Here is a 24,099-nt window from a genome sequence, read left to right on the forward strand (position 1 = left end):
AATGAAAAAAATCATCTTGGCAGTTTCTATTTTGATGCAAATACCGACGTATAGCCTAGCCAATGATTCAACTGGCTATGTAGGTACTGGGGGAGTGTCCTATCTTAAAAATGCGCATGTAGCGATGCAAAGTGAAAACTTATTTATTAGCAAGAAGTTGATTAAAGTTGATTATCTTTATAAAAACTTAAGTTCTAAAGATGTTACGGAAACCGTTTTGTTTCCCTTACCGCGTATTGATAACTTTTTTGAAGCAGATTTTGCCCATACCGAAGCATTGTTAAAAAGTTTTAAAATTATTGTTGATGGTAAAAATATTCAGCCAGAAATGCATGTGCGCACCTTTATCCAAAGGAATGAAAAGTCTCCGTTGATTGATACAACCGATGTATTTAAACAATGTGGTTTTAGCCAAACAGACATGCTTAATCCTTGGATGCGTAACAATGATGACTATAGCTATTTTGTCGATAAATTAAAGCAATGTAAGCAGCCACAAATACAGAAAATATTAGCGAACTTTAAAAAAGATGATGAAATTCCATGGTCATCTCAAGTGATTTATAGTTGGAAGCAAACCTTTAAAGCCAATGCTTTGACCAAAATTCAGCATCAATATCAACCTTTGGTGGGTGGTTCTGTTGCCCTATATCCTGATGAATATAATCAGAACTTTTGTATGGATACACAATTTAAGCAAGGTTTAAAAAAAGCCAGAGCAGAAAACTCACCGTTTAATGCTTTAAGCTATATTCTGACCACAGGTGCAAATTGGGCTAAACCGATTGAAAATTTTAAATTAACGATTGAGCGTGATAAGAATGAATTGGTTTCATTTTGCTGGAATGGCAAAGTCGAAAAAATCAGTCCAACTCAATTTGAGATGACCAAGCGTAACTTCGTACCCAAACAGGATTTGGATATCATTTTTGTGAGAGTGAAATGAGTCAATCCACAAACGAGCTGCAACAAAAATCAATAAAAAGGTAGCTTAATCAGGCGGATCACTCTCATACTATACAGCGAGAAAAGGATAGCGAGCTTAGGATTAAACGTGAATTTAAAGAATCTGGAAGCATTTTACTGGGTGGTAACGCTGAATAGTTTTAATAAGGCAGCGACAAAATTACAAACCACCCAGCCTGCGGTATCACAGAAAATCACCGCGATTGAAAATGACCTTGGATTTAAAGTTTTAGATCGAAGTTTTCGCCAACTGAAACCCACGCACAAGGGGATGACCTTATTCAAATATGCTGAAAAATTGATGCGTTTAGAAACTGAACTCATTGCAGAATTAACTGAAAATCAGCATTTGACTGGCACAATTCGTTTGGGTGTTTCGGAAACCATTGTCTACACATGGTTGGTAGAATACATCGAGAAGGTTCAGCAGGAATTCCCTAAAGTTTCTGTAGAAATCGTGGTTGATCTGACCCCAAATTTACAAGAAGGCGTACGCACAGGTGATCTGGACATGGCCTTTTTACTTGGGCCGACGTTGGCTTTTGAATGTATTGAACAGGCACTCTGTGATTTTGAACTCAGCTTCTTGGCTTCACCTTCATTTAAAGGAGGGATTGCTCAAATGTCATTTAAGGCCTTAATGTCACATACCATTTTAACCTATCCAAAAATTACCTATCCCTATAAAGAGCTCAAAGCCAAAATGAAGGAGCAAGGATTGGATGAGCCGCTTTCGATCACCAGTTATTCCTTGGCGACCTTGTTACGACTTGCTGAGCAAGGCTTGGGGATCGCTGTGGTGCCGACTTTAACCGCTTTAAAAGAAATTACCGATGGTCGATTAGAAATATTAAATACGCCAATTAAGTTAAAGACCTTTCACTTTACCTCGATTTATATTCAAGGTAATGATGCTGCATTGAAAGAGAAATTAACCGATGTCGCCGTGACGGTTTCTGAAAGTGCGATGAAAAGCTTGAATGAGAAAGTAAAAAATTGAAGTGGTTAAACTAAGCTTCTGTGAGAACAGTGTATTTGGAGTCAAACAGCTGCTGAGTTAAAAAATTATAAAAGCAGCTTATCAAGAGTGATAAGTAAAATTTATCTTTAAGCTATGAAAGAATAAAAAACAAATAAATTCAATTCATTAGTTTTAATTTTTTATCTAAAAAGTCGTATTGTTCAGTTGGCTTGCATATGTTTTTATTTGAACGAGAAGATTTGATTACCCACCGTTGAGTGGGAGAACAGGGAATCTTTGTGATTTAAAAAGGATTAAAGAAGATCGTTTGTCAATAAAATGATGCTCTTGGATCAAGTTAAAAATCGCGTTATTAAGCTCAAATGGACGAGGAACGCATTAATGTCTTTACTGAAGTCTTCTTTTTTGTCAGATCGCCAATGGGCCATTGTTGCCTCCATATTTATGATGGCAACCTCTGCCATGGGGCCTGGGTTTTTAACCCAAACTGCTGTATTTACAGTGAAACTAGGGGCTGCATTTGGTTTTGCCATTTTAGTTTCAATTTTGATTGATTATGTGGTGCAGCAAAATATTTGGCGTGTAGTGACCCTCACGCAAATGCGTGCATCCGATATTGCCAATAAGGCCTTACCGGGCAGTGGTTATTTACTTGCATTTCTGGTGATTTTAGGTGGTTTCTTCTTTAGCATCGGAAATATTGCAGGTGCTGCATTAGGTCTAAATGCGCTATTTGGTTTGGATACCAAATGGGGGGGTATCCTCAGTGGTGCATTGGCGATTTTGATTTTCGCCTCCAGAAAAGCCACGCTTGCGATGGACAAAAGCATGATCGTATTGGGATTGCTGAAAATCATCCTGATCATCATTGTGGCTGTGATTGTAATGCCACCTGTTGGGCAGGCGGTACAGCAAACCTTTGCGCCAGATCAGATCGACTTTGCGATTATTACCACCATTGTCGGTGGCACGGTGGGTGGCTATATCTGTTATGCAGGTGCGCACCGTCTACTCGATAAAGGGGCGGTTGGCCCTGAAAATATTGATGAAGTGGCCAAAGCAGCGACTAAGGGCATTGTTGTAGTTGGCATCATGCGCTATGTCTTATTTTTAGCCTTCTTAGGTGTGGTGGTGAGTGGTGCAAGCATCGATCTTGCTAGTCATAATGCCAATCCAGCGGCACAAGCATTCCAGTATGCTGCGGGCACATTTGGTTATAAATTATTTGGCCTGATCTTTTGGGCAGCGGGTATTAGTAGCACTATTGGTGCAGCCTATACCTCGGTTTCATTCTTTAGTGCATTTAAAAAGAATTTAACCCCAAAACAAAGCAACTATACCACCATCACTTTTATTGCCTTAGCTCTATTACTCTATGTGGTATTAGGGGCAACACCAGCAGGTCTACTCATTTTTGTCGGTGGGTTCAACGGCTTAGTGTTGCCGATTGGCCTTAGCATTTTTGTCTATGTTGCGGCTTGCCGTAGAGACTTGATGGGCAATTATAATTATCCAAAATGGTTAATTATTTTAGGTGCACTTACCTGTGTATTGACGTGGTGGATGGGCTATATGTCATTTACAACCGTGTTTAACTATTTGACCAAACTTTAAAGCCAGATAATCGTACAGCGAAAAAGGAATGATGCCATGTTTGTAGATTTAAATAGTGATTTGGGTGAAAGCTTTGGCTCATGGAAAATGGGTAATGATGATCAGATATTACCTGTGGTGACCAGTGCCAATATTGCTTGTGGCTTCCATGCTGGCGATCCGCTCGGCATTTTAAAAACAGTTCGTAAAGCAGTTGAGCTTGGTGTCACCATTGGAGCCCATGTCTCTTATCCAGATCTAGTTGGTTTCGGCCGCCGTAATATGGATGTGTCACGTGACGAACTGATTGCTGATGTGCTTTATCAAATTTCTGCACTCGATGGCTTAGCGAAAGTAGCAGGCTCACAAGTGCAATACGTTAAACCACATGGTGCGCTGTATAACACCATTGCCCATGATTCAGCTCAGGCAGCAGCCGTGATTGATGCGATTAAAATGTATCACCCAGAACTGGTTTTAGTGGCTTTGGCAGGGTCAAACTTGGTCGAGCAGGCACGTGCGGCTGGTTTAAAAGTTGTATCTGAAGCATTCGCAGACCGTGCTTACAATAGTGATGGTTCACTGGTGTCTCGTCGTTTAGAAGGTGCGGTTTTACATGACTCGGCATTCGTAGCGAGCCGTGTGGTGTCTATGCTTAAAAATGGTGGAGTCGAATCAATTGACGGTGTATTTACCCCAATTCAAGCCGATACCATTTGCCTACATGGCGACACCGCCGGTGCTTTGGAAATGTCGGCAGCCATTAAAGCCGAGCTTGTAAAAAACAAGATTGAAATCCGCCCGTTTGTAAACAAAGCATAAGGATGAGCACAATGTATAAGGATATTAAAGTCGACCCAGCTCAGCTTGAAGCTGCTTTAGATGCGCGTTTAAAAATCCGTGCAGGTTTTGATAAACCGACAGCAGGCATGGCTGCGGGCATGACGCAGGTGAATATGATTTCGGTGCCAAAAGCGTGGGCCTATGACTTTTTACTCTATGCGCATCGTAACCCACAAAGCTGTCCAGTGCTTGATGTGCTTGAAGAAGGTATATATGCAACTCAGCTTGCCGCAGACTCAGATATCCGAACTGATTTCCCGCGTTATCGTATTTGGAAAGATGGAGAAATGGTCGATGAAGTGACTGATGCCAGCGAGATTTATAATGCTCATCCTGATTTGGTGACTTTCTTGATTGGTTGTAGTTTTTCGTTTGAAACTGCTTTGCAAGAAGCGGGGATTGAAGTTCGCCATATTCATGACAACACCAATGTGCCGATGTATCTAAGCAATATAAAGTGTGAACCAGCAGGGCGTATTTCAGGGAATATGGTGGTTTCCATGCGACCCATTCCATCTCATCAGATTAGTGAAGCGGTAAAAATTACAGCACGGATGCCAAGTGTACATGGTGCTCCTGTACATATTGGTCATCCTGAAAGCTTAGGAATTTTAGATGTAAATAAGCCAAACTTTGGTGATGCTTCGCGAATTGAAGCAGGTGAAATCCCTGTGTTTTGGGCGTGTGGGGTAACCCCGCAAGCGGCAGTCATGAACTCTAAAATTCCTTTTGCAATCAGTCATGCACCCGGTCATATGTTGATAACCGACATTCCTGATCGTGCATGGATGGGCTAATTGGACTAAAGAACAATTAAAAAAGGATAAGCAAATGCGTTTTTTATCAGTCAACGTGGATTGTTTTCTGATTGAGCTTGCGAGCCTAGAAGAAACATTGGCGTTGTACAATAAATTGCAACATACGCAATTGAATGGAATTAAAGACTTAGTCCCCGCTGCAAAAACAATTTTGGTTTTTTTTAACGAGATCGAGACCAACTCTAAAACGCTGGTTGCTGCAATTCAGAGCCTCAAAATTGATTCTGGATTTGAGCGTAGTGGTCAAGAGGTGGTTGTCCCGATTCGTTACGATGGTGAAGACCTTACTCAGGTTGCAGAGTTGCAAGGCTTGTCTGTAGCAGAGGTGATTCGAAAACATCACCAAAGCGTATGGAATGTGGCTTTTATTGGTTTTGCACCGGGCTTTGCCTATATGAGCAGTCTAGATCAACCTTTTAGTGATATTCCACGCTTAACCACACCGCGCAAAAAAATACCATCGGGTTCGTTGGGCTTGGCTGGAAAATACTCTGGCATTTACCCAAAAGACAGCCCGGGTGGCTGGCAGCTGATTGGTACCACATCGGAAAAAATGTGGGATTTGGAGCGGAAAAATCCAGCACTATTGTTACCGGGCATGACCGTACATTTTGAAGATGTCACGTATCGTCCAACAACTGTGAATGTACCGCAGCAAATCACTCATACAGTTGAGCCTCAACAATCGGTACCGCTGTTTACGATTACTGTGCCAAGTTTACAGATGCTGATTCAAGATGAAGGGCGCTTAAACCAGACCAAGATTGGTGTTGGAATGGCGGGTGCAATGGATTTCTCGGCTATGCATCGTGCCAACCGTATTGTCGGTAATCCAACTGAAACACCCGTCATTGAAGTTTTAAATGGTGGCTTAAAAGCCAAAATGCAGCATGCTGGTGTTATTGCTGCGGCTGGAGCTATTTCAAACATTCGTGTGAAATTTGCCGATGGTCAAATAGCAGACTTTACAAGTGATCAACCAATTGATCTGGACGCAGGCGATGAGTTTCATATTCAGCCACCAACGGCAGGCTTACGAAACTATGTTGCCGTTCGTGGTGGTATCGATGTTCAGCCTGTACTGAATAGTGCCTCGTTTGACAGCTTGGCGATGTTAGGGCCAGAGCCGTTAGAGCTTGGAGATACCATTTATCAAGGGCAAGTTAAGGTAGCCAACATTAGTGTCAATGAAGTGGGCAAAAGTGATTTGCCCAAAGCTGGCGAAGTGGTCGGGCTAGATATTGTGATGGGTCCACGTACAGACTGGTTTGAGCAAGACAGTATTGAACTGCTGTGTCAGCAAGAATGGCTAGTGACCAATGAAAGCAACCGAGTCGGACTCAGACTTTCAGGTGAGCAGCCTTTAACTCGCAAAATTACCTATGAACTGGAAAGTGAAGGCACATGTATTGGGGCTTTACAGATTCCACCAAGTGGTCAACCGGTTTTGTTTATGAATGATCATCCATTAACGGGCGGATATCCCGTCATTGCTGCTGTTGCGAAACACCATTGGGACTTGGTGGCACAGATTCCAGCAGGTTGCCGCATCAAATTTAAGAAAATTGCCGAATTTACAGATTTTGAGAATAAATGATGAAAACTGAAAAATTATTGATTGCGAATCGTGGTGAAATTGCCGTTCGTATTATCCATGCTTGCCGTGATATGGAAATTGCATCGGTGGCGTTATATGCAGATGATGATATTGCCAGCATGCATGTCGAACTTGCAGACGAAGCATGGGGCTTGGCTGGTGCTAGCGCGAGTGAAACCTATTTAAATATTGCTGCCATTATCGAGATTGCAAAAAAATCCAAAGCGACGATGGTACACCCAGGTTATGGCTTTTTATCTGAACGCTCTGAATTTGCCCAAGCCGTAATTGATGCAGGTTTAAAATGGGTAGGGCCATCACCGAGTGCGATTGAGAAATTGGGCGATAAAATTGAAGCCCGCAAAATTGCTGCCTCGGTCGGCGCACCTTTGGTTCAGGGGACGCAAGATCCACTCAATAATGCCGATGAAGCTTTAGCATTTGCCAAACAGTTTGGTTTACCGATTGCGATTAAGGCGGCATTTGGTGGAGGTGGCCGCGGCTTAAAAGTTGCGTGGAAACTCGAAGAAGTCAAAGAGTTATATGAGTCTGCAGTACGTGAGGCAAAAGCGGCATTTGGTCGTGGTGAATGTTTTGTCGAGCAATATCTAGATCAACCACGTCATGTCGAAGCACAAGTGATTGCTGACCAACATGGCAATATTGTGGTGCTTGGTACACGTGATTGTTCGTTGCAACGTCGTAACCAAAAGTTAGTCGAAGAAGCGCCAGCGCCATTTATTAGCGATGAGATTTATCAACAAATTTTAAGCTCGGCAAAAAACATTTGTCAGGCTGCAAACTATGTGGGTGCAGGAACGGTTGAATATTTACTCAGTCGAGACGGCAAGCTATCATTTTTAGAAGTAAACACTCGTTTACAAGTTGAGCATCCTGTTACTGAAGAAACAGCAAAAGTCGATTTGGTGGTAGAACAAATCCGTGTCGCACAAGGGCTGGAACTTTCGATTAAAGAGACACCAAAAGTTCAAAGTCATGCGATTGAGTTTCGTATTAATGCCGAAGATCCAGCGCGTGGTTTTATTCCAGCATTTGGTGTGCTGAGCTTATTTGAAGCACCGTTTGGTCATGGTGTACGTGTTGATACAGGTGTTCGAACTGGGTCATTGGTATCAAGCCATTTTGACTCACTTATGGCAAAACTGATTGTGACTGGCCAAACCCGCGAAGTTGCAATTGCCCGCGCCAAACGTGCGTTAAAGCAATTTAAAATTGAAGGTGTCGCCTCAGTTCTAGATTTTCACCGTGCGGTACTCAATGAACCTGATTTTACAGATGAGTTTAATGTACACACGCGTTGGATCGAAAATGACTTTAAACAACAGTTAAAGCCAACTAAACGTGGCATTCCAAACCATCAACAACCGATGCTGCTCAGCTATATTGAAATTGATGGGAAATTACATCGTTTAGGTTTACCAGCAGGCATGTTTGCACAAAATCCCGCAAGTGTGGTCGAATCGCAGCAGTCGATTGAACCTGAACTGAGCGCTAAGCATTTACTGGCTCCGATCAACGGTGTAATTAGCACATGGAAAGCTGCACAGGGTGAGCAGGTAGCGGAAGGCCAAGTTGTCGCGATTATGGAAGCCATGAAAATGGAAGTGCCTGTGCTTGCACATCAAAGTGGGAGACTTCAAATTCTTATAGCACAGGGAGGCACGTGTCAGGTAGAAACAAGGATTGCTGAGATTATTTAAGCCTTCAATATCTCTTCTGAAAATAAAGATCTAATCTATCTGGAGTCAACAGAATCAGGTGGTTTTAGGTCTTTTTTATCTTTCTCATTAAAAATATTCAATCAAGCCATATATTCTTGATAAGGGAAACCGATTCTGGAATTATTCATATAATTAAAGTTAATCAAAACTTTATGTGTGGTTTTTGTTTTAAATAGATATGACTTTTCATCTTTAAATAAATCTTATTTTACATTCTTACTAATTGATTCAGTGTCTGTTTGTAAGCTTGAGATATTGTACTGGTAGTATACTGTTGTAAATGTATGTGTTTGAATTTTATGTTTAAAAAAATAAAAAATGGTTTGTGAGAGTGTGGTTTTTTTGAAGAAAAGGATAGTTTTTGTGTATTAAATGCTAATTATTTTATAAGTAAAGGGTTTATGTTTGATCCTAAATTATATAGCCAAGGCGTAGATGTGGTATATAAAAAAATTACAGTATCCGATTACCGGAAGATAAGTAAAGAAACTGAAGTTCATGCAAATAAAAAATATCTAAAAAAAAATTTATTTTTTTTGATGATTATGTGTTTGTGGAACTCCAATGTTGGTTATGCTTTTTTGTTTTTATATTTTATGAATTACATTTTTGATAAAATGAGTGATTATTATTTTTTAGTCAGTTTTTCTCTTCTTTTTAGTTGTGGTGTGATCATTTCTATATTCATTTTAATGTTTATCATTGAGCTATTTTTTTCATCTAAATGATTATTGAGATGATTTTAATTAAAAAATAAATTGAAGTTCGATACATGTTGACACATGTTCCTATGTTTTTTTTTATGCACTAATTTGAGGCGTTATGTCATCTTTTATGGTGTTTTGAAAATATTTTTAAAAATTGATTTTAAAATAGTCAATGTTCATCAATATGAAATAATGTGAATGATAAAAAAGAAATTTTAAAAAATTATAGAATCCTGCCTTTATATAATTCAGATTTAAAACCTAGAGATCAAATAAAAATCACTTTTGACTCTTTCTTTAGCAAAGACACTTTCACAATCTTGAAACTTTCCTTGAAATGATAAGTTTTTTTATAGAAATGATAATTTTTTTATTGAATTTTAAAGTAGATTCTGAGCATTATCTGTGACTAATATCACAAAAAATGGATTTTTTTGCCGCATTAGTTAGAACATGGAAAACTGGATTATCGTTAATTTTTAAGATTGATTAAATAATGTACTTACATAGCTGGTTTTTTGATTCCTTCTCTGAGGTGGGCTTTTGGATATGATATGAGTGGGTAGAAATGGTTTTGAGTAATCCTAATCAGGTTAAATTAGTATCTAGTTCGATGCTCAATTTATTGATTTATTTTTGTGTAGAAAATAATCTTAAAAATACAAAATATTTGAGTGATTATAAAACAAGCGAACTGATTCCAATTGGGGAATGGACAGAATTATTGGAGGAAATTAATCAAAAAAAGCCTAAACCTACACTTGGGCTAGAAATATCAAAATATACACAGCCTAAACATCTTGGCATTTTAGGTTATATTGCTTCTTCATGCGAAAATATATTAGAGGTATTGAATCTTTTTATAAAATACCAAAGACTTTTTTGTGAGACCAAACCTGCAAAAATGTCTATTTCTGATCAATTTATTATAATTAGTTGGGGAGTAGATCCTTATATTAAAAATAACCAATTGGTAGATGAATTATTAATGGGGGTTTTTTATAAATTTTTAGGTCAATTAGTCCACCCCAATAAAGTCGAAGTACACAAAGTAAGTTTCAGCTCAGAGAAAACCAAATTTTTTTATAACTATGAAAGTTTCTTTGGATGTCCTGTCGAATTCGAAAGCGAGGATGTTGAGATATATATTTCAATGACGAGTCTTGATCTCGAAGTTTCAAATGCTGATCCGGTATTGAATGATATTTTAATCAAACAAGCAAACCTGTTGTTATCTAAGCGTCCTAAACTTGATCTTTTTGATGAACTAATCCAGAAAACCATTATTCAAGCTGTGAGTAAGGGAAATATTAGTGTGGACTATGTTGCAAATAAATTAGGCTTACCCGCCCGCATATTCCAACTGAAATTAAAGCAACAAGGATATACTTTTAAAGAGAGATTGAATCAGGTCCGTAGAGATTTAGCTTTTGATTATCTTGCCGACCTCAATTTGAGCATTCTGGATATTTCGATGTTATTGGCATATCAAGAGCAAACATCATTTATTCGGGCATTTAAATCGTGGACAGGGATGAGCCCATTGCAGTATCGAAAGAAAAAAATCTTAAATCATTGTTCGTGATTCTGGGCTATTTCAGCTTCAATACTCTTGTTTAGAATGCTAGCCTAAACCTCTGTTACGATGATTGCGAATAGCTTATGACTCTATCTATGGCGTAAATCCCAAGCTCATAACAAGTAGGATATTGATCAAATTCTGAAAATATTCAGCCTGCATCTCAATGATTGAAACGAAAACAATTGCAGCATAATGTCGGCTTAGAATATCTTCGATTTTTCGAGTATCTTAAAAATTTTTAAGCATCCATTTACATTCATCCAAATGTAAATGATAATTAATACTATTTATATCGTTTTGCCTAATTAAATGAGATATGTTCCCTCTATCCTCCCAGACAGCAGTTGATTCAGCGTCATTACTTCTTAGCCGTGCTGTGCTGCTGTCAGACCCCAGCTAATATGTCAGTTATGCTTTGCAGTTTGAATGGTTTGTCGTATTCGGCAGACACCTTATTGAACATTAATTTTTATTATTTTTTATATCGTTAAAACATCGATTATTTTAGGACCTCGTTTAGGTTGTTGATGCTTTTGATCTTTTGGTGAAGTTTATGCCCCAATCTCTCTCTCAAACAACGGTGATTAAGCCGCTGGTACTGGCTATTGCTTTATCTATGTATACCTTGACCATGCCAGTCTATGCAGATAATACGACAGTTACTTTGGTGAATACCGTCACAAAAGTACCAACAGTACAACAAGAATCATTGTCTAAGACCAATGCCCAGAACCAAATTTATCAAATGACACCAATTGTTGTGCAGGCGGATAAGGAAGATACCATCCAGTTTGGGCAGAGTGTTCTAAATCAAAAAGCGATTGACCGTTATCAAGCCAACAATGTTGCACAATTGCTGGATCACATGCCGAGTGTGGGTTCTGCAGGTTCACCACGACCTGGTGGGCAAACGATTAATATTCTCGGTATGGGGGGCGTAGAGGATGTCCCCATTACCTTGGATGACTCGGTCAAAAGTTTTGATAAATATCGTCAAGGATCAGTCTTTATCGAACCCGAATTGTTAAAGAAGATTACAGTCGATAAAGGTCCACATAATGTTGAGGTAGGAAATGGTGGTTTTGGAGGAAAAGTCACATTAGAAACCAAAGATGCTACTGATTTATTGACCGATGATAAAAATATCGGTGCTTTTTTGAAATATTCACGTTTTTCGAATAATGCGCAAAATACCTATACAGGTGCAGTGTATGGAAAAAGTGAAAACGGTATCGTTGATGGGATGTTCTATTATACCAATCGTGATAGTGGCGATGTTAAACGCCCTGATGGTAGCAAGTTCTTGTATTCTGCCCAGCAGCAGGATACTTATTTGGCCAAACTTAATTTTCATCCGACAGACAGCCAAAAAATCAGTTTGAATGCGATGCAGAGTGGGCATAAAGGTTGGGAACCTTTTGCAGCAATGCGGGATCAAGATGCGGTTCCAACTGAAGCAGATATTAAAAAATATGGATATGAGGAGGCGTGGAAACGTCGTTTGGTCTATCGCGATCAAAACGATAGCAGCTATTCGGTTGGATATGAATTAAACCCTGAGTCAAACCCTTATGTAAATTTAAAGGCAACAGCATCTTATTCAAAGACCGATCAACATGATCAAAGATTACCGAGCGTGACTGGATCTGCGGCCACACTGGGCAATGAAAGCTGGGTGACCTATACCAATACAGCATTCAAACTCAGTAATATCAGTGATATTGTAACTGACTATGGCACACATAAATTAAAGGTCGGGGCACAATATCAAAAAATGGAGCAAAACTCGCTCATTTACGATAAAAACAATGCCAAAAAACCAGACTATAACTTTGGTTATTATGAGCCAAACTATATGCCTTCAGGCAAACAGCAAATGCTGAGTGCATTTGTAGAAGATCAATACCAGATCAATAACTTCACCATTACCCCATCGCTCCGCTATGATCATATTACCAATACAGGCCATCCGAACCGAGCATCACGTTATAATGATCCAAGCGCAGGGCATGATTATTCAAGCAAAACTTACACGGGTTGGTCACCACGTTTGGCCTTGGCGTGGAAGCAGGCAGATTATCTCACCTGGTTTGCCAATATCAGTAAAACATGGCGCGCACCCCGTGTCGATGAGCAATATTATGTGCAATCGGCAATAACTTCGGTGCCATCAACCAGTCGTTATTTATTGCCTGAAAAGATGTTGGCGATCCGACTGGGTAATGAGATGAATTTTGATGATGTTTTTGCAGAGCAAGATCACTTGCAAGTTCGTTTGACCTATCATCATAATCGGGGTGGTGATGAAATTTTCCGAAACAGATCGACCTTCTGTAAGGCACAAGCGGAGAACAATGCCAATGGAGGGAATGGCAGTATCAATGACTGTAATGGAAACTATAAGCATGGTTTTTATCGTAATGTCACTGACTATACCATCAAAGCCTATGAAGCCGAGATTTTCTACAATCAGCCGACTTGGTTTACAGGTTTAACCTATTCTTATATCCGTGGCCAACGTGATAATTCACCTGTAAACCCATGGTTTGAACAAAAAACATGGATGACGGATATCCCTCCGAAAAAAGCAACTGCAACCTTAGGTGTGAATGTGCCTGAACATCATTTAACCATGGGTTGGCGGGGAATCTTTGTTGCTAAACAGGATCGAAGCCTATCTGATAACGATAAATCGATTGCAGCTTCCTCTTTTTCTTTACCTAAAACTAAGGGTTATTCACTGCATGGCATTTATGCGGATTGGCAACCGATTGGGGAAAAAGGGCCTACGTTAAATTTCTCAATCGACAATCTGTTTAATCGAGACTATAAAATGTATTTAGGTGAATATATGACCGGTACAGGTCGCGATTATAAGCTCAGTATTTCACAGAGATTTTAGTTGTTGTGACGCGCTGTATTTAAAATAAATTTTAGCTTTTATCCAATAGATACAGATGTGAAGAGTACTCTGAGCATCTGTACTTATACTCAATAGAAGATAATCATGTCCTAATATGCTTAAATATTTAAATTTTCACTAAATGATAATTTTTTAATGCTTTGCTGTTAATTTTTTGGTGAATGCTTTTTATACAATAAGGGGAGCTTTTTGCAGAGCATTGATAATGAAAAAATGGATTTGCTTGACCTGTGGAAAGTACAAAAAATTTGACCCAGATAATTTGAAAACAGGTCAGATTGTTTTCTTTTATCAGTTTAAAATTGATGCTGAAGAAATTCAGAAAATAATAAAACACGGCATTATCTTAAAACGGAAAAACAAAGTTTTAACCATATTGGATGAAGGAGAAATTTTCTACTTACTTGATCGGGATGTCTATCCGATCGATGCGCCTGTTGACTTCATTTATAATATGTTCGGTAAATGTAGCTGTTCCCTATATGACTAATAAGAATAATAGAATTTTTGATGTTCAATAAAAATTATTTTAGACGACTGGGTTTAAAAAAGGAGTCACTTAGTCGCTTAATGTTGGATGTAGTTTGTGCCGTAATCGCGGAATTGAAAAATCTAAAAAAAGTTTATTTGCCAATAAAATATTTTCTCGTGTTGGTATAAGTACATTCACTAAAGATGCTTGGGGTGACCATGGCGAATCAACTTTAAATACATTTACAAATTGGCCAGAATTCAATTCATTAGCACATAAATACCAGGGCAGAATAGCAGCCCCCATGCCTTGTTGCACAGCCGATTTGAGTACCGACATATTGCCACAACTGATATAAGGTTCGAGCAACACTGTGTTTAAGCCGTTATTTTGATTGGTGAATATCTGGGAGATCAAATTTTTTTGCACACCTAAAGCAATGAAATTTAACTGTTTGAGTTGCTCTGGATACTCAATTTTTGCTTTATCACTCATATAATCCTGACTGGCAACCAGTATCATTGGTAAATCGCAGACAGGACGAATAATTAAGCTCGAGTCATTGAGGAGCTTGGAGGAGATTCGGAAAACCAGATCGACTTGCGCGCTGATCAAATCAATATTGTGATCTGATGTGTTAATGATCAGGCGTATCTTAGGATATTTTTGTAAGAATAAATCAAGAATAGGCAGCAATGCTTCTTGTGCAAATGTTGAGGAACATCCGATTCTTAATGTTCCTTTTGGGTCGCCAGCAAGGTCTGTAGCAACCGCAAACGCATTTTGTGCGGCCTGTTTTAATGCTTTTGCATGAATATAGACTTCTTCACCTGCTGGCGTCAGAACAACATTCCGTGTATTGCGATGTAATAAACGGACACCAATTCTATTTTCCAGTTCTGCAATATGTCGACTGAGTTTAGAGCGCTGTACGCCTAAATTACGTGCCGCAGCTGAAAATCCAGCATGCTCGACCACCTCTACGAATAATAAGAGATCATCAAGTTTTTGCATGGCGGCCCAATCCGTTATTGTTGCTAATTTTAGGACAGTATATTGTGGATTTTGTGGGTTTTGTCAGGGGCTTGAACTTGTTAGATTAATCTCCGTGAAATCTATGCAGGGTTTATCAGTGAGCACGTTTAAAAATCAAATAATTAGCGTATTTTTGAGCCATAAATTTTTTGTAGCATTATTGCTGTCATTGCCTCTAAGCTCCGTTTTTGCGAAAGATAATGGGATTGCCGTAGATCAATCGATTTATCAGAATCGTGCAGTATTAGCGGATTTCACGGCGGCATCTTGTCCAGACAATCCAAGAAGTTTGACGCAAGTCAATGGCAATCTGTATAGACATACTACTGGTGCAGGCTTAGCTGTGCATAGTGGTTTAGTCTTGATCACTAAAGATGGTGCTTTGGTGATTGATCCTGCGATGACTTGTACATCAACATGGTTGAAAGATGAAATCAAGAAGCGTTTTGATGTACCTGTAAAATATGTGATCTATACCCATGCTCATGCGGACCATATCAGTGGTGGGCAGGTTTTTAAAGCAGATGGGGCAATCATTGTCGCCAATCAACGTAGTCTTGAACCGATTATTGGAGAAAAGTTAGCCACAGCACTACCTGATCGGGTATTTGATCAGGATATGAAAATCAGCTTAGGAGGCGATGAGGTTTTATTGCATTATGTCGCACCTAGCCATTCAGACAGTATGGTCATGGTACTTTTCCCTAAATACAAAGCGCTGCAATGTACCGATGTGTGTGAAAGTAAAAGCATGCCATACAATGATTTTTTAGATTTTTATTACACTGGCTGGATTGATACCTTGGACTGGGTGATCAAGCAAGATGTCGATTTCATTGATGTTGGACATTATAGCCCTGCCACACGTGAGGATCAGATTGCATTGCGTCATTATATTTTCGATTTACATCAACAAGTTTTGGATTTGGTTCGTGCAGGACAATCGTGGGATCAGCTCTATCGTAATGTCAAATTTAGCTCCGAAGTTCAGAACTGGATTGGTTTCAGTACGATGAAAATGCCGAATATTCAAGGCATGTATCGTTGGGTAGCAAATCATCGTCGAGGGAACTGGTAGTCCATATGACTAGATAAAAATAGAGGCTTTCTACTGAGCGATAGCAGAATTAGCAGTTTGTATCGAGTCTGATTATTTCGTATGAAAGCCAAGTTTATGTGGTGCATTGCTGAAATATAAAGCCAGTCATGAAAGCGATTGAATTGATTTGGAACGTGTCTGAACAATAGATGAATGAGTGTTAAAGTGGTAGAAATTAAAGATTTAGAAACGTTCATATATGCTGTTGAAAACTCTTCTTTAACTGTAACTTCAGAAAAGCTAGGTATTGATCAATCCACTGTAACCAAACGCATCAATAATATTGAGAAAAAAGAGCCTGTAAATTATTTTGTGTAAGTTCCATTTTTTATAAATGATCTTTTAATCGATCATCGAACTGAATCGTAAACCAATTCATTGCTAAACGCCAATTTTGAATTGGCATCGTCCATTTCTTCGCAGCATTTGATGTTGCTAAGTAAATGACCTTCTTTACTGAGTCATCAGATGAAAAGATTTTCCTCTTCTTCGTTGAATGGCGTATTACGCTATTCAACGACTCAATCGCATTTGTTGTATAAATTGCATGACGTATTTCGGCTGGATAGCTAAAGATCGTTCGGATATTTTCCCAATTGGCCCGCCAGGATTCTCCAATTTTGGGATACTGGTGATTCCATTGATCACAGAAGATGTCTAGGGACTTTAAAGCATTTTCCTCTGTACTTGCCTGATAAATCGCTTTCAGACCCGAGGTAACAGCCTTGTAGTCTTTCCAGCTTACAAATCTCAGGCTATTGCGTACAACATGCACGATACACAGTTGAATATCAGTATGAGGGTAAACGGAGGCTATCGCGTCAGGAAAGCCTTTTAATCCATCTACACAGGCAACAAGAATATCCTGTACTCCTCGATTTTTTAGCTCTGTCATGACTGACAGCCAGAATTTGGCACCTTCTGTCTGAGCAATCCACATACCCAGTAATTCTTTTTGTCCATCCATATTGATGCCTAAAGCAAGGTATACGGACTTGTTAATCACATTGGAGTGCTGACGGACTTTGACAACAATACAGTCAAGATAGACAACAGGATAAAGGCTATCTAAGGCTCTATTTTGCCACTCAGTCACTTGCTCAATCACAGCATCGGTAACTTTGCTGATGAGAGATGCTGAGACATCGGCATCGTACATTTCTTTGAAGAAGGCTACAATTTCCCTATTAGTCATTCCTTTTGCATACAGTGAGAGGATTTGGTCATCCATACTGGTGATGCGTGTTTGGTGCTTTTTGATAATTTGTGGCTCAAATGAACCTTCTCGATCACGGGGAATATCTAAAGCCAGTTGTCCATCTTGAGTTGTAATGGTTTTAGAACTAAACCCATTACGGCTATTTGAGCCTTTCCTGGACTGATGCTTTTCATAACCGAGATGGTCTGAAAGTTCAGTATTGAGTGCAGTTTCAATCATGAATTTTTTAAAGACTGCTGTCATTTGGTTTAAGTCTTCTGGTGTTTTTAGACCTTTAGCCAATTCGGCAGCCATACTTTTGATTGTTGCTTCATCCATGTGAAGTACCTTTTGTAATTATCCTCTGAAGGATAAATGAAAATTAAGTACTTACACAAAATTTAGAACAGTCCCAGAAAAAACTAAAAGGAAAACTATTCAATCGTAAAAGCCGACCTTTGCAGCTCACGCATTTGGGAGAGCAAGTATACTTTAAAGGTCGTTATATCCTCGAGCAAATGGAACAATTAGAGTATTTTCATCAGCAAGAGGTTCTCTCAAATCAAGAAAAAATTAACATCGGTGTTCCAATTACTTTGGTGGATGATCTTTCGGAATATATTTATGAAAGGTATAAGCACGACCATTATTTGACAGGTGTTGAGATACAAAGTGGCTGGGGGCGAAGTCTAATTCAGCGAGTCGCTGAGAGTGAGTTGCCGCTTGCAATTGTGATGATTCCTTCCAATCTTAATCTTGCTAGCCATTTATCTTTCTTGGATATAGGGACTTTGCCTTTGGTTGTGGTTTCGGTCAGAAGTGGCGTTAAAGAACATACCAGTTTGGAGCGATGCAGTAAGAAAGGTTGGGTGATCCACCCTGAAGGATGTTGCTTTAGAGAATGCTTAAATAAAGAGCTAAAGGAACGAAACTTGTTTCTATACGCAAATAAAGAAATCTTCGGTATAGAACCGCAGTTACATAGTATTTTAAATGGCGATGGTTTGGGGATTTTTCCAAAACCTTTTATTGATCAGCACTCAGTGTTTAATCATGCAGATCTCGAAATTGTGGCGGTGGAGGATTTTAATGTTAGTGTCAATGTAGGCATTATTTATGCAGATCAGCGTCATTTAAATGAAGTGAATTATTTTGCAAAAATTGTGAAAGAACGGTACTTCTAGTCAATCAGCATGGTAGCGATTGGACTTGCTCTTTTGAGAAGGAGGATCAAATGCTGCAAAGTTTTGGATAAGATTTAAAGCAATAAGCTTAAGCTCACATGTTAAGATAAGTATTAAAATTAAAAACAAGCTAGGGCTTGAGTATGAGAAGAACATTAGCTTTGATGTCTGTTCTGATCGCATCAACGGGAATTTTTGCAGCTGAAATACCAGTGGATAAGCAGGGGGAACAGGTTGCTTCTGCTTCCACAAATTCATTGTTAGAAAAAAACAAGGGCTCATTGATTAAGCAGTCTACGAAAAAAGCAGATATTGATGAAGAGGTCGATGCACAGGCCTTAAAGTTAGGCGGGATTCATCGTCGAGAAGATGCTAGACAATACCTTGAGTTAAAAAATGAGATTGAAGAGCGTCGTGAACAGCCCGATAATAAAACCAAAAATCAGAAAGAAACATCCAATATGATGACAAATAAGTAGATTTTGTTTGATGTATTGGGACAATATCGGTACTGCTGCTATCGCAAAGCTTATGCTAGTGCAATAATTATGAGATGATTTTTCATTTCTCTGATGGTTGAGTGTCAGATCAGTGCCGAGAAGGAACTTAAATGAGCAGAAATTACTGGGAAGAGGTGTATCAATCCAAACCAGCTGACCAAGTGAGTTGGTATCAACAGCAGCCAAGTCAAACACTCACTTTTATTGAATCTCTGGATTTACCGCTTGATGCTAAACTCATTGATGTGGGAAGTGGTGCTTCACTGTTAGTTGATCAGCTTATCGAGGCAGGTTATAAGAATCTACATGTGCTTGATTTATCTGGAACAGCATTGCAGGCAACACGAGAAAGACTGAGCGAAAAAGGCTTAGATATTAGCGAGATTGATTGGCAAGTTGCTGATATTTGTACGGTGGCGTTAGAACCACAGCACTATGATGTATGGCATGATCGAGCAGTATTCCATTTTATGGTGACAGAAGTACATCAACAACAGTATCTGCACAATGTCCGTCAAGCATTAAAGCCAAATGGATTTATGATTTTGTCGACTTTTGCTGAAGATGGGCCAACACAGTGTAGTGGTTTGCCTGTAGAGCGTTATAGTGTCGAAAAGTTAGCGCAGAGACTTGGAGGAGACTTTATTTTGTTGCATCATGAGGTCGAGATTCATATTACCCCTTGGAACACAGAGCAGAAATTCTTAAATACAATCTGGCAATTCAGGAACTAATATTTTTAAAAGATCTGTGACTCATTTAAATCATGAAGATAAGTGAATTATTTTGAAACGTTTTAAGTGCTAATGTAACTCGATGGTTAATCAAATATTAACGAAATTTATAACTTTAAAGTGAATTTCAATGGTTTAGCGGTTTAAAAAATAAAAATATAATACTTATAACTCTTGTTACAACGATTTTATCGACAAGTTATCTAAAATTTCCCATAGTCCTATGAACTATACATATTAGGAGAACTGTTATGGATAAGATTACAGTCATCGTCAAGGACCAAGAAGAAAACGAATCTATTGTCGTTGCACAGCTGAATGATTTAGAAGACCGTGATATTCCTTTTTTTAAACGGGTTGAGCATATTGAAGTAGAAGGAAATATCATTTTTCCAAATATTGACTTACTTTTTGAAAGTGATACTGATGGTAAAATTTATAAGCTGGTTGCACCTGTGAGTGACAAAAGATTTATCTGAATTTAAACCGATGATTCAACCTTATAAAAAGGCCCACTGATGCGATTGCAATAGGTGGGTTTTTATTTGAGAATATTAAAATAATGCACAAATTGAAGCATATTTAAGTTGAAAATAAAGAGCTTGTTGAATTAGATCATTGTACAAGCTCTTTTATGGCAAGGTCATATTGAATCGATATATTTTTATCAATGAATTGGGTTAAGCCCTTTAACAATGTCATTAAACTCTGAACCATTTAACCAAAAAGATTTCTTTAAAAAAAGTGTGGTCATAATACTTTCTGCGGCTTCACTATTTTGGTTGTCACAAAATAGTCCGTAGCTCTCACCTAGAACGGTATTGTTCTCGATCAGGCGAATAAAGAAAGCATGTTGTTCGTCAGCATAACCAAGAATAGCATCACGTCGATTGTTCATTTTTCATGTCTCCACATCAAAAATATTTGAATAAAACCTAACTGCTGAGAGATCAAATAGATTAATGAATTAGATCAATGGCTTAACATTTTTAAATTGAGTAAAAATAGGGTAAGTCATTCATTTAAAACATTAATTTTAGTTTGTCTTATACATCCTTGTCTAAGTTAAACAAGCTAAAATCTGATCTATGGATTTATTGTTATGCAAAATTAATTGTACGTCAACTTGAATTTGTAACTTTTTCAAGTTAAATTATTTGAAAGTATTTTAAGCTTGGGTAGGGGGGAAGTTATGTCCAAAAAAACTGAATTTGAGCATGGAGGGGCAAGAACCAATGCTGGGCGGAAGGCACAGTTCACTGAGCCAACCAAAGTCATCCGTGTTCCCGAATCTCAAGTTGATTTCATCAAAAATTGGTTACTGAATAATGTCAAAACGGGTACTCAAACTGATTTGACGACATCAATGAAAATACAGAATGTCCAAGCTAAGAATGACCGACTTTATCACATTCCACTGGCAACGGAACGTGTTGCCGCTGGTTTTCCGTCGCCTGCCCAAGACCATGTTGAACAAGCTTTAGATTTAAATGAATTTTTAATTCGTAACGAAAACTCTACTTTCATTGTGAAAGCGAATTCCTTGTCGATGTTAGATGCGGGCATTGATATAGATGATCCTTTGGTGGTAGATCGTAGTCTTCCTGCCAAGTCTGGGGATATCGTGATTGCCTTGATTGATAATGATTTTACCGTGAAGCGTTTAATGGTTGATCACCATTTCAGCCCACCGAAAGTATGGCTAAAAGCTGAGAATCCTGATTACCAGAATATTTATATTAGCGAGGGGCAAGAGTTACTGATCTGGGGCGTTGTGACCTATAACCTGAAACCGATGAGATAAGCCGATGAGTCTGCCACAACGTATTTTTGCTTTGATTGATGTGAATAACTGCTATGTCAGTTGTGAGCGTGTGTTTAATCCAAAGCTGGAAAATCGTCCTGTGGTTGTCCTGTCTAATAACGATGGTTGTGTGGTTTCTCGTTCCTATGAAGCGAAACAGCTCGGTATTCGGATGGCGGTGCCTTTTTTTCAGATTGAGGAGATTATTCGGCAGCATCAAGTTGAAGTTTGTTCCAGTAATTATGCGTTGTATGCTGAAATGTCACGTCGTTTCATGAATATATTAGGCAGCTTTGTCGATCCATGTGAGCAGGAAGTTTATTCGATAGACGAATGCTTTCTAGAGTTAACCGCCTATCAAAAAAGTTATGATTTGACCGCGTATGCTCATCAGATTTTAGATACTGTCAAAAACTGGTTAGGCTTGCCATGCTGTATCGGCATTGGCTATTCCAAAACTCAAGCAAAACTCGCCAATAATTTAGCCAAGACCCATGCCTGTTTTAATAGTGTATGTAATCTTGTTGCTGAGGATCCCTGCGTGATTGAAGATTTGTTGCAGCACATGCCTGTGGGGGAAGTGTGGGGTGTTGGTCGTAAGATTCGACAACGCTTGGAAAAAATGGATATCTACTCTGTGATGGATTTGCTGCAAGCAGATGCGAAAATGATGGGAAAGTACTTTTCAGTGCTAATGGAGAATACAGTCAAAGAATTGCAGGGTATGGCATGTTTAGAACTTGAGGATGTCGTAACCGATCGCCAACAGGTCTTGAGTAGCCGTTCATTTGGACAGCCTATTCAGGAGAAAAGTGATTTAAGTGGCGCACTGACTGAATTTACTTTACGTGCCATAGAGCGCTTACGCCATCAAAAATTATTATGTAAGGCGGTTGGGGTAAGCATCCGTACCAACCGATTCAATAAGGATCATTATTATCGACCTTATACGGTCGTGTATTTGCCTGACTATAGTGATGATCGTTTAGAAATCATTAAAGCAGTACAGCAGGGGCTTGACCGTATTTTTCAAGCTGGACATCATTATAAAAAAGCTGAAGTGATTTTGTTGGATATCATTCCGCAACATAGTCATGCTGTTGATTTATTTCATAATACTGATGAACTGATTGCGAGGCGAAATCTTTCGGTGGCATTTGATGATATTAATGAAAAATTTGGACGGGATACGATGACATTAGGGCGTTTGATTACTCCACATGGACGTGCATGGCGGATGACGCAAAATCATAAATCACCCAGCTATCTCACCAAGTGGGATGAACTTTTGAAAGTTGGATAAGCTAAATAGATCTAAACTTAAAGATTCAGAAAATAATGGATGAGTTTATTTTTCATTTCAATATATTGTGAAGCCCTAGGTCTTTAACTGTTGAGGCAATTGAACCACGAACTGATCGATTGCTAAACGCGTTTTGAGAGGCATATAAGGTAAAGCAGGCCAAACCACATGAATTGGAAAATCAACACTGGAAAAATTTGCCAATACCTGAAGTAGACTGCCTTCATGTAGTTCTTTATGAATGAGCCAGTCAGGTAGCCATGCAATTCCATGATGTAACAACACCGTGTTTTTAATTGCCTGCATATCATTCAACAAAAGTTTTGCTTTGGGGTTTATAGAATAAACCTGTTTTTTTTCATCTTGCAGATGCCATTTTTGCAGATGTCCTGAATAGGGATAAGCAATGGTGGTGTGTTGTTGCAGATCATCTAAACTATTCACAGCACCTGAACGCTGTATATATGCAGGAGTTGCACAAAGCAACATTCGATGATCGCCAAGCTTTCTTGCAACTAAATGATTGCTATCTGGCAAAGTGCCAATACGAATGGCTAAGTCAAATCCATCTTCAATTAAATCTACAGTTCGATCATTAAAAGAAAGCTCAATCTGTAAATCTGGATGTTGTTGAGCAAACTCCATCATCAGTGGGGTAACGTAGAGCTGTCCAAACAATACTGGGGCTGAAATTCTTAATAGACCTGTTGCGTTAATCCTACCTTGGTCTAATAAGGTTTCGGCTGTATTAATTTCTGTGAGAGCTCGCTGACTATGTTCATAAAACAAGGCACCTTCAGCGGTTAAGCTTAGTGTTCGAGTAGTTCGTTTAAATAACGTGACTTTTAAACGTTCTTCTAAGCGGGCGATGCTCTTACTAATTGCTGAACGGGTAAGGTGCAACTGTTCAGCAGCATTGCTAAAGCTCCCTGCCTCGACCACAGTGACAAAGATGGAAATCGTACCTAGTTCAGTTTGCATGATTGTAGATATTTAGGAATCAATTGATTGAAATAG

20 protein-coding genes and 3 pseudogenes are annotated in these 24,099 nt (G+C 38.9%); 19 read left to right on the top strand and 4 right to left on the bottom strand.

Annotation, left to right across the window (positions count from 1 at the left end; genetic code table 11):
* The first annotated feature begins 1 nt into the window (after position 1).
* From F896_RS12960 to F896_RS12910, 11 genes and pseudogenes are all read left to right on the top strand, one after another.
* Positions 2-946, top strand: a complete 945-nt coding sequence (locus tag F896_RS12960; RefSeq protein WP_016163143.1) for a DUF4424 family protein — start codon at positions 2-4, stop codon at positions 944-946.
* Between the two features lie 108 nt (positions 947-1,054).
* Entirely contained in the window at positions 1,055-1,966 is a 912-nt protein-coding gene (gene mumR / locus F896_RS12955; RefSeq protein ID WP_016163144.1) for a LysR family transcriptional regulator MumR, read from the top strand.
* 344 nt (positions 1,967-2,310) lie between these two features.
* Positions 2,311-3,562: pseudogene (locus F896_RS12950) on the top strand (NRAMP family divalent metal transporter).
* 36 nt (positions 3,563-3,598) lie between these two features.
* Complete coding sequence (locus F896_RS12945; protein WP_016163146.1) at positions 3,599-4,363, top strand: LamB/YcsF family protein; 765 nt, start codon at positions 3,599-3,601, stop codon at positions 4,361-4,363.
* A 2-nt stretch (positions 4,364-4,365) separates the two neighbouring features.
* Entirely contained in the window at positions 4,366-5,181 is an 816-nt protein-coding gene (locus F896_RS12940) for a putative hydro-lyase (RefSeq protein ID WP_155765781.1), read from the top strand.
* A gap of 34 nt (positions 5,182-5,215) precedes the next feature.
* Entirely contained in the window at positions 5,216-6,799 is a 1,584-nt protein-coding gene (locus F896_RS12935; RefSeq protein WP_016163148.1) for a 5-oxoprolinase subunit B/C family protein, read from the top strand.
* Positions 6,799-8,520, top strand: coding sequence for an acetyl/propionyl/methylcrotonyl-CoA carboxylase subunit alpha (locus tag F896_RS12930; protein WP_032882129.1), 1,722 nt, complete (start codon positions 6,799-6,801; stop codon positions 8,518-8,520). Before F896_RS12935 ends, F896_RS12930 begins: the two co-directional genes overlap by 1 nt.
* 422 nt (positions 8,521-8,942) lie before the next feature.
* Entirely contained in the window at positions 8,943-9,269 is a 327-nt protein-coding gene (locus F896_RS12925) for a hypothetical protein (RefSeq protein WP_016163150.1), read from the top strand.
* A 547-nt stretch (positions 9,270-9,816) separates the two neighbouring features.
* Positions 9,817-10,833: an AraC family transcriptional regulator gene (locus tag F896_RS12920; protein WP_016163151.1), complete on the top strand. Its 1,017-nt coding sequence runs from the start codon at positions 9,817-9,819 to the stop codon at positions 10,831-10,833.
* 550 nt (positions 10,834-11,383) lie between these two features.
* Positions 11,384-13,732: a TonB-dependent hemoglobin/transferrin/lactoferrin family receptor gene (locus tag F896_RS12915; protein ID WP_016163152.1), complete on the top strand. Its 2,349-nt coding sequence runs from the start codon at positions 11,384-11,386 to the stop codon at positions 13,730-13,732.
* Between the two features lie 226 nt (positions 13,733-13,958).
* Positions 13,959-14,243 carry a hypothetical protein gene (locus tag F896_RS12910; RefSeq protein WP_016163153.1) on the top strand — a complete coding sequence of 95 codons (285 nt, stop codon included), beginning with the start codon at positions 13,959-13,961 and terminating at the stop codon, positions 14,241-14,243.
* A 69-nt stretch (positions 14,244-14,312) separates the two neighbouring features.
* On the opposite strand, the gene F896_RS12905 is transcribed toward F896_RS12910, so the two are convergent.
* On the bottom strand, positions 14,313-15,239 hold the full coding sequence (locus tag F896_RS12905; protein WP_016163154.1) for a LysR family transcriptional regulator: 927 nt from the start codon (positions 15,237-15,239) through the stop codon (positions 14,313-14,315).
* A 118-nt stretch (positions 15,240-15,357) separates the two neighbouring features.
* Between F896_RS12905 and F896_RS12900 the strand changes: the two genes are divergently transcribed.
* Both F896_RS12900 and F896_RS20375 read left to right on the top strand, forming a co-directional pair.
* Positions 15,358-16,338, top strand: coding sequence for an MBL fold metallo-hydrolase (locus F896_RS12900; protein ID WP_032882347.1), 981 nt, complete (start codon positions 15,358-15,360; stop codon positions 16,336-16,338).
* A 174-nt stretch (positions 16,339-16,512) separates the two neighbouring features.
* Positions 16,513-16,653: pseudogene (locus F896_RS20375) on the top strand (helix-turn-helix domain-containing protein); the annotation flags it as partial.
* 34 nt (positions 16,654-16,687) lie between these two features.
* On the opposite strand, the gene F896_RS12895 reads toward F896_RS20375, so the two are convergent.
* Positions 16,688-17,896 carry an IS256-like element ISAba26 family transposase gene (locus tag F896_RS12895; protein WP_005202188.1) on the bottom strand — a complete coding sequence of 403 codons (1,209 nt, stop codon included), beginning with the start codon at positions 17,894-17,896 and terminating at the stop codon, positions 16,688-16,690.
* A 74-nt stretch (positions 17,897-17,970) separates the two neighbouring features.
* Between F896_RS12895 and F896_RS12890 the strand changes: the two are divergent.
* The 4 genes and pseudogenes from F896_RS12890 to F896_RS12875 all read left to right on the top strand — a co-directional run.
* Positions 17,971-18,741, top strand: a pseudogene (locus tag F896_RS12890) (LysR substrate-binding domain-containing protein); the annotation flags it as partial.
* Between the two features lie 143 nt (positions 18,742-18,884).
* The gene (locus F896_RS12885) at positions 18,885-19,220 is read left to right on the top strand and encodes a hypothetical protein (protein ID WP_016163158.1); all 336 of its coding nucleotides are present in this window, start codon (positions 18,885-18,887) and stop codon (positions 19,218-19,220) included.
* A gap of 131 nt (positions 19,221-19,351) precedes the next feature.
* Complete coding sequence (locus tag F896_RS12880; RefSeq protein WP_016163159.1) at positions 19,352-19,975, top strand: class I SAM-dependent methyltransferase; 624 nt, start codon at positions 19,352-19,354, stop codon at positions 19,973-19,975.
* Positions 19,976-20,226: 251 nt separating this feature from the next.
* Positions 20,227-20,454 carry a hypothetical protein gene (locus F896_RS12875; protein ID WP_016163160.1) on the top strand — a complete coding sequence of 76 codons (228 nt, stop codon included), beginning with the start codon at positions 20,227-20,229 and terminating at the stop codon, positions 20,452-20,454.
* 188 nt (positions 20,455-20,642) lie between these two features.
* Here the strand turns inward: F896_RS12875 and F896_RS12870 are convergent, their stop codons facing one another.
* Positions 20,643-20,873: a hypothetical protein gene (locus tag F896_RS12870; protein ID WP_004662971.1), complete on the bottom strand. Its 231-nt coding sequence runs from the start codon at positions 20,871-20,873 to the stop codon at positions 20,643-20,645.
* A 294-nt stretch (positions 20,874-21,167) separates the two neighbouring features.
* Between F896_RS12870 and F896_RS12865 the strand changes: the two genes are divergently transcribed.
* Positions 21,168-21,779, top strand: a complete 612-nt coding sequence (locus F896_RS12865) for a LexA family protein (protein ID WP_016163161.1) — start codon at positions 21,168-21,170, stop codon at positions 21,777-21,779.
* 4 nt (positions 21,780-21,783) lie between these two features.
* Positions 21,784-23,082 carry a Y-family DNA polymerase gene (locus tag F896_RS12860; RefSeq protein ID WP_016163162.1) on the top strand — a complete coding sequence of 433 codons (1,299 nt, stop codon included), beginning with the start codon at positions 21,784-21,786 and terminating at the stop codon, positions 23,080-23,082.
* Between the two features lie 75 nt (positions 23,083-23,157).
* Here F896_RS12860 and F896_RS12855 read toward each other — a convergent pair whose 3' ends face one another.
* Positions 23,158-24,063, bottom strand: coding sequence for a LysR family transcriptional regulator (locus F896_RS12855; protein ID WP_016163163.1), 906 nt, complete (start codon positions 24,061-24,063; stop codon positions 23,158-23,160).
* Between the last annotated feature and the right edge of the window lie 36 nt (positions 24,064-24,099).

This window comes from Acinetobacter genomosp. 15BJ, from assembly GCF_000400715.1.
In the GTDB taxonomy this organism is placed as follows: Bacteria; Pseudomonadota; Gammaproteobacteria; order Pseudomonadales; family Moraxellaceae; genus Acinetobacter.

Excerpts from the sequence above, each read along its gene's own strand:
- F896_RS12960 (WP_016163143.1), top strand. The coding sequence starts at position 2 with ATGAAAAAAATCATCTTGGCAGTTTCTATTTTGATGCAAATACCGACG.
- F896_RS12945 (WP_016163146.1), top strand. The coding sequence starts at position 3,599 with ATGTTTGTAGATTTAAATAGTGATTTGGGTGAAAGCTTTGGCTCATGG.
- F896_RS12940 (WP_155765781.1), top strand. The coding sequence starts at position 4,366 with ATGAGCACAATGTATAAGGATATTAAAGTCGACCCAGCTCAGCTTGAA.
- F896_RS12935 (WP_016163148.1), top strand. The coding sequence starts at position 5,216 with ATGCGTTTTTTATCAGTCAACGTGGATTGTTTTCTGATTGAGCTTGCG.
- F896_RS12930 (WP_032882129.1), top strand. The coding sequence starts at position 6,799 with ATGAAAACTGAAAAATTATTGATTGCGAATCGTGGTGAAATTGCCGTT.
- F896_RS12925 (WP_016163150.1), top strand. The coding sequence starts at position 8,943 with ATGTTTGATCCTAAATTATATAGCCAAGGCGTAGATGTGGTATATAAA.
- F896_RS12920 (WP_016163151.1), top strand. The coding sequence starts at position 9,817 with ATGGTTTTGAGTAATCCTAATCAGGTTAAATTAGTATCTAGTTCGATG.
- F896_RS12915 (WP_016163152.1), top strand. The coding sequence starts at position 11,384 with ATGCCCCAATCTCTCTCTCAAACAACGGTGATTAAGCCGCTGGTACTG.
- F896_RS12910 (WP_016163153.1), top strand. The coding sequence starts at position 13,959 with ATGAAAAAATGGATTTGCTTGACCTGTGGAAAGTACAAAAAATTTGAC.
- F896_RS12905 (WP_016163154.1), bottom strand. The coding sequence starts at position 15,239 with ATGCAAAAACTTGATGATCTCTTATTATTCGTAGAGGTGGTCGAGCAT.
- F896_RS12895 (WP_005202188.1), bottom strand. The coding sequence starts at position 17,896 with ATGGATGAAGCAACAATCAAAAGTATGGCTGCCGAATTGGCTAAAGGT.
- F896_RS12885 (WP_016163158.1), top strand. The coding sequence starts at position 18,885 with ATGAGAAGAACATTAGCTTTGATGTCTGTTCTGATCGCATCAACGGGA.
- F896_RS12880 (WP_016163159.1), top strand. The coding sequence starts at position 19,352 with ATGAGCAGAAATTACTGGGAAGAGGTGTATCAATCCAAACCAGCTGAC.
- F896_RS12875 (WP_016163160.1), top strand. The coding sequence starts at position 20,227 with ATGGATAAGATTACAGTCATCGTCAAGGACCAAGAAGAAAACGAATCT.
- F896_RS12870 (WP_004662971.1), bottom strand. The coding sequence starts at position 20,873 with ATGAACAATCGACGTGATGCTATTCTTGGTTATGCTGACGAACAACAT.
- F896_RS12865 (WP_016163161.1), top strand. The coding sequence starts at position 21,168 with ATGTCCAAAAAAACTGAATTTGAGCATGGAGGGGCAAGAACCAATGCT.
- F896_RS12860 (WP_016163162.1), top strand. The coding sequence starts at position 21,784 with ATGAGTCTGCCACAACGTATTTTTGCTTTGATTGATGTGAATAACTGC.
- F896_RS12855 (WP_016163163.1), bottom strand. The coding sequence starts at position 24,063 with ATGCAAACTGAACTAGGTACGATTTCCATCTTTGTCACTGTGGTCGAG.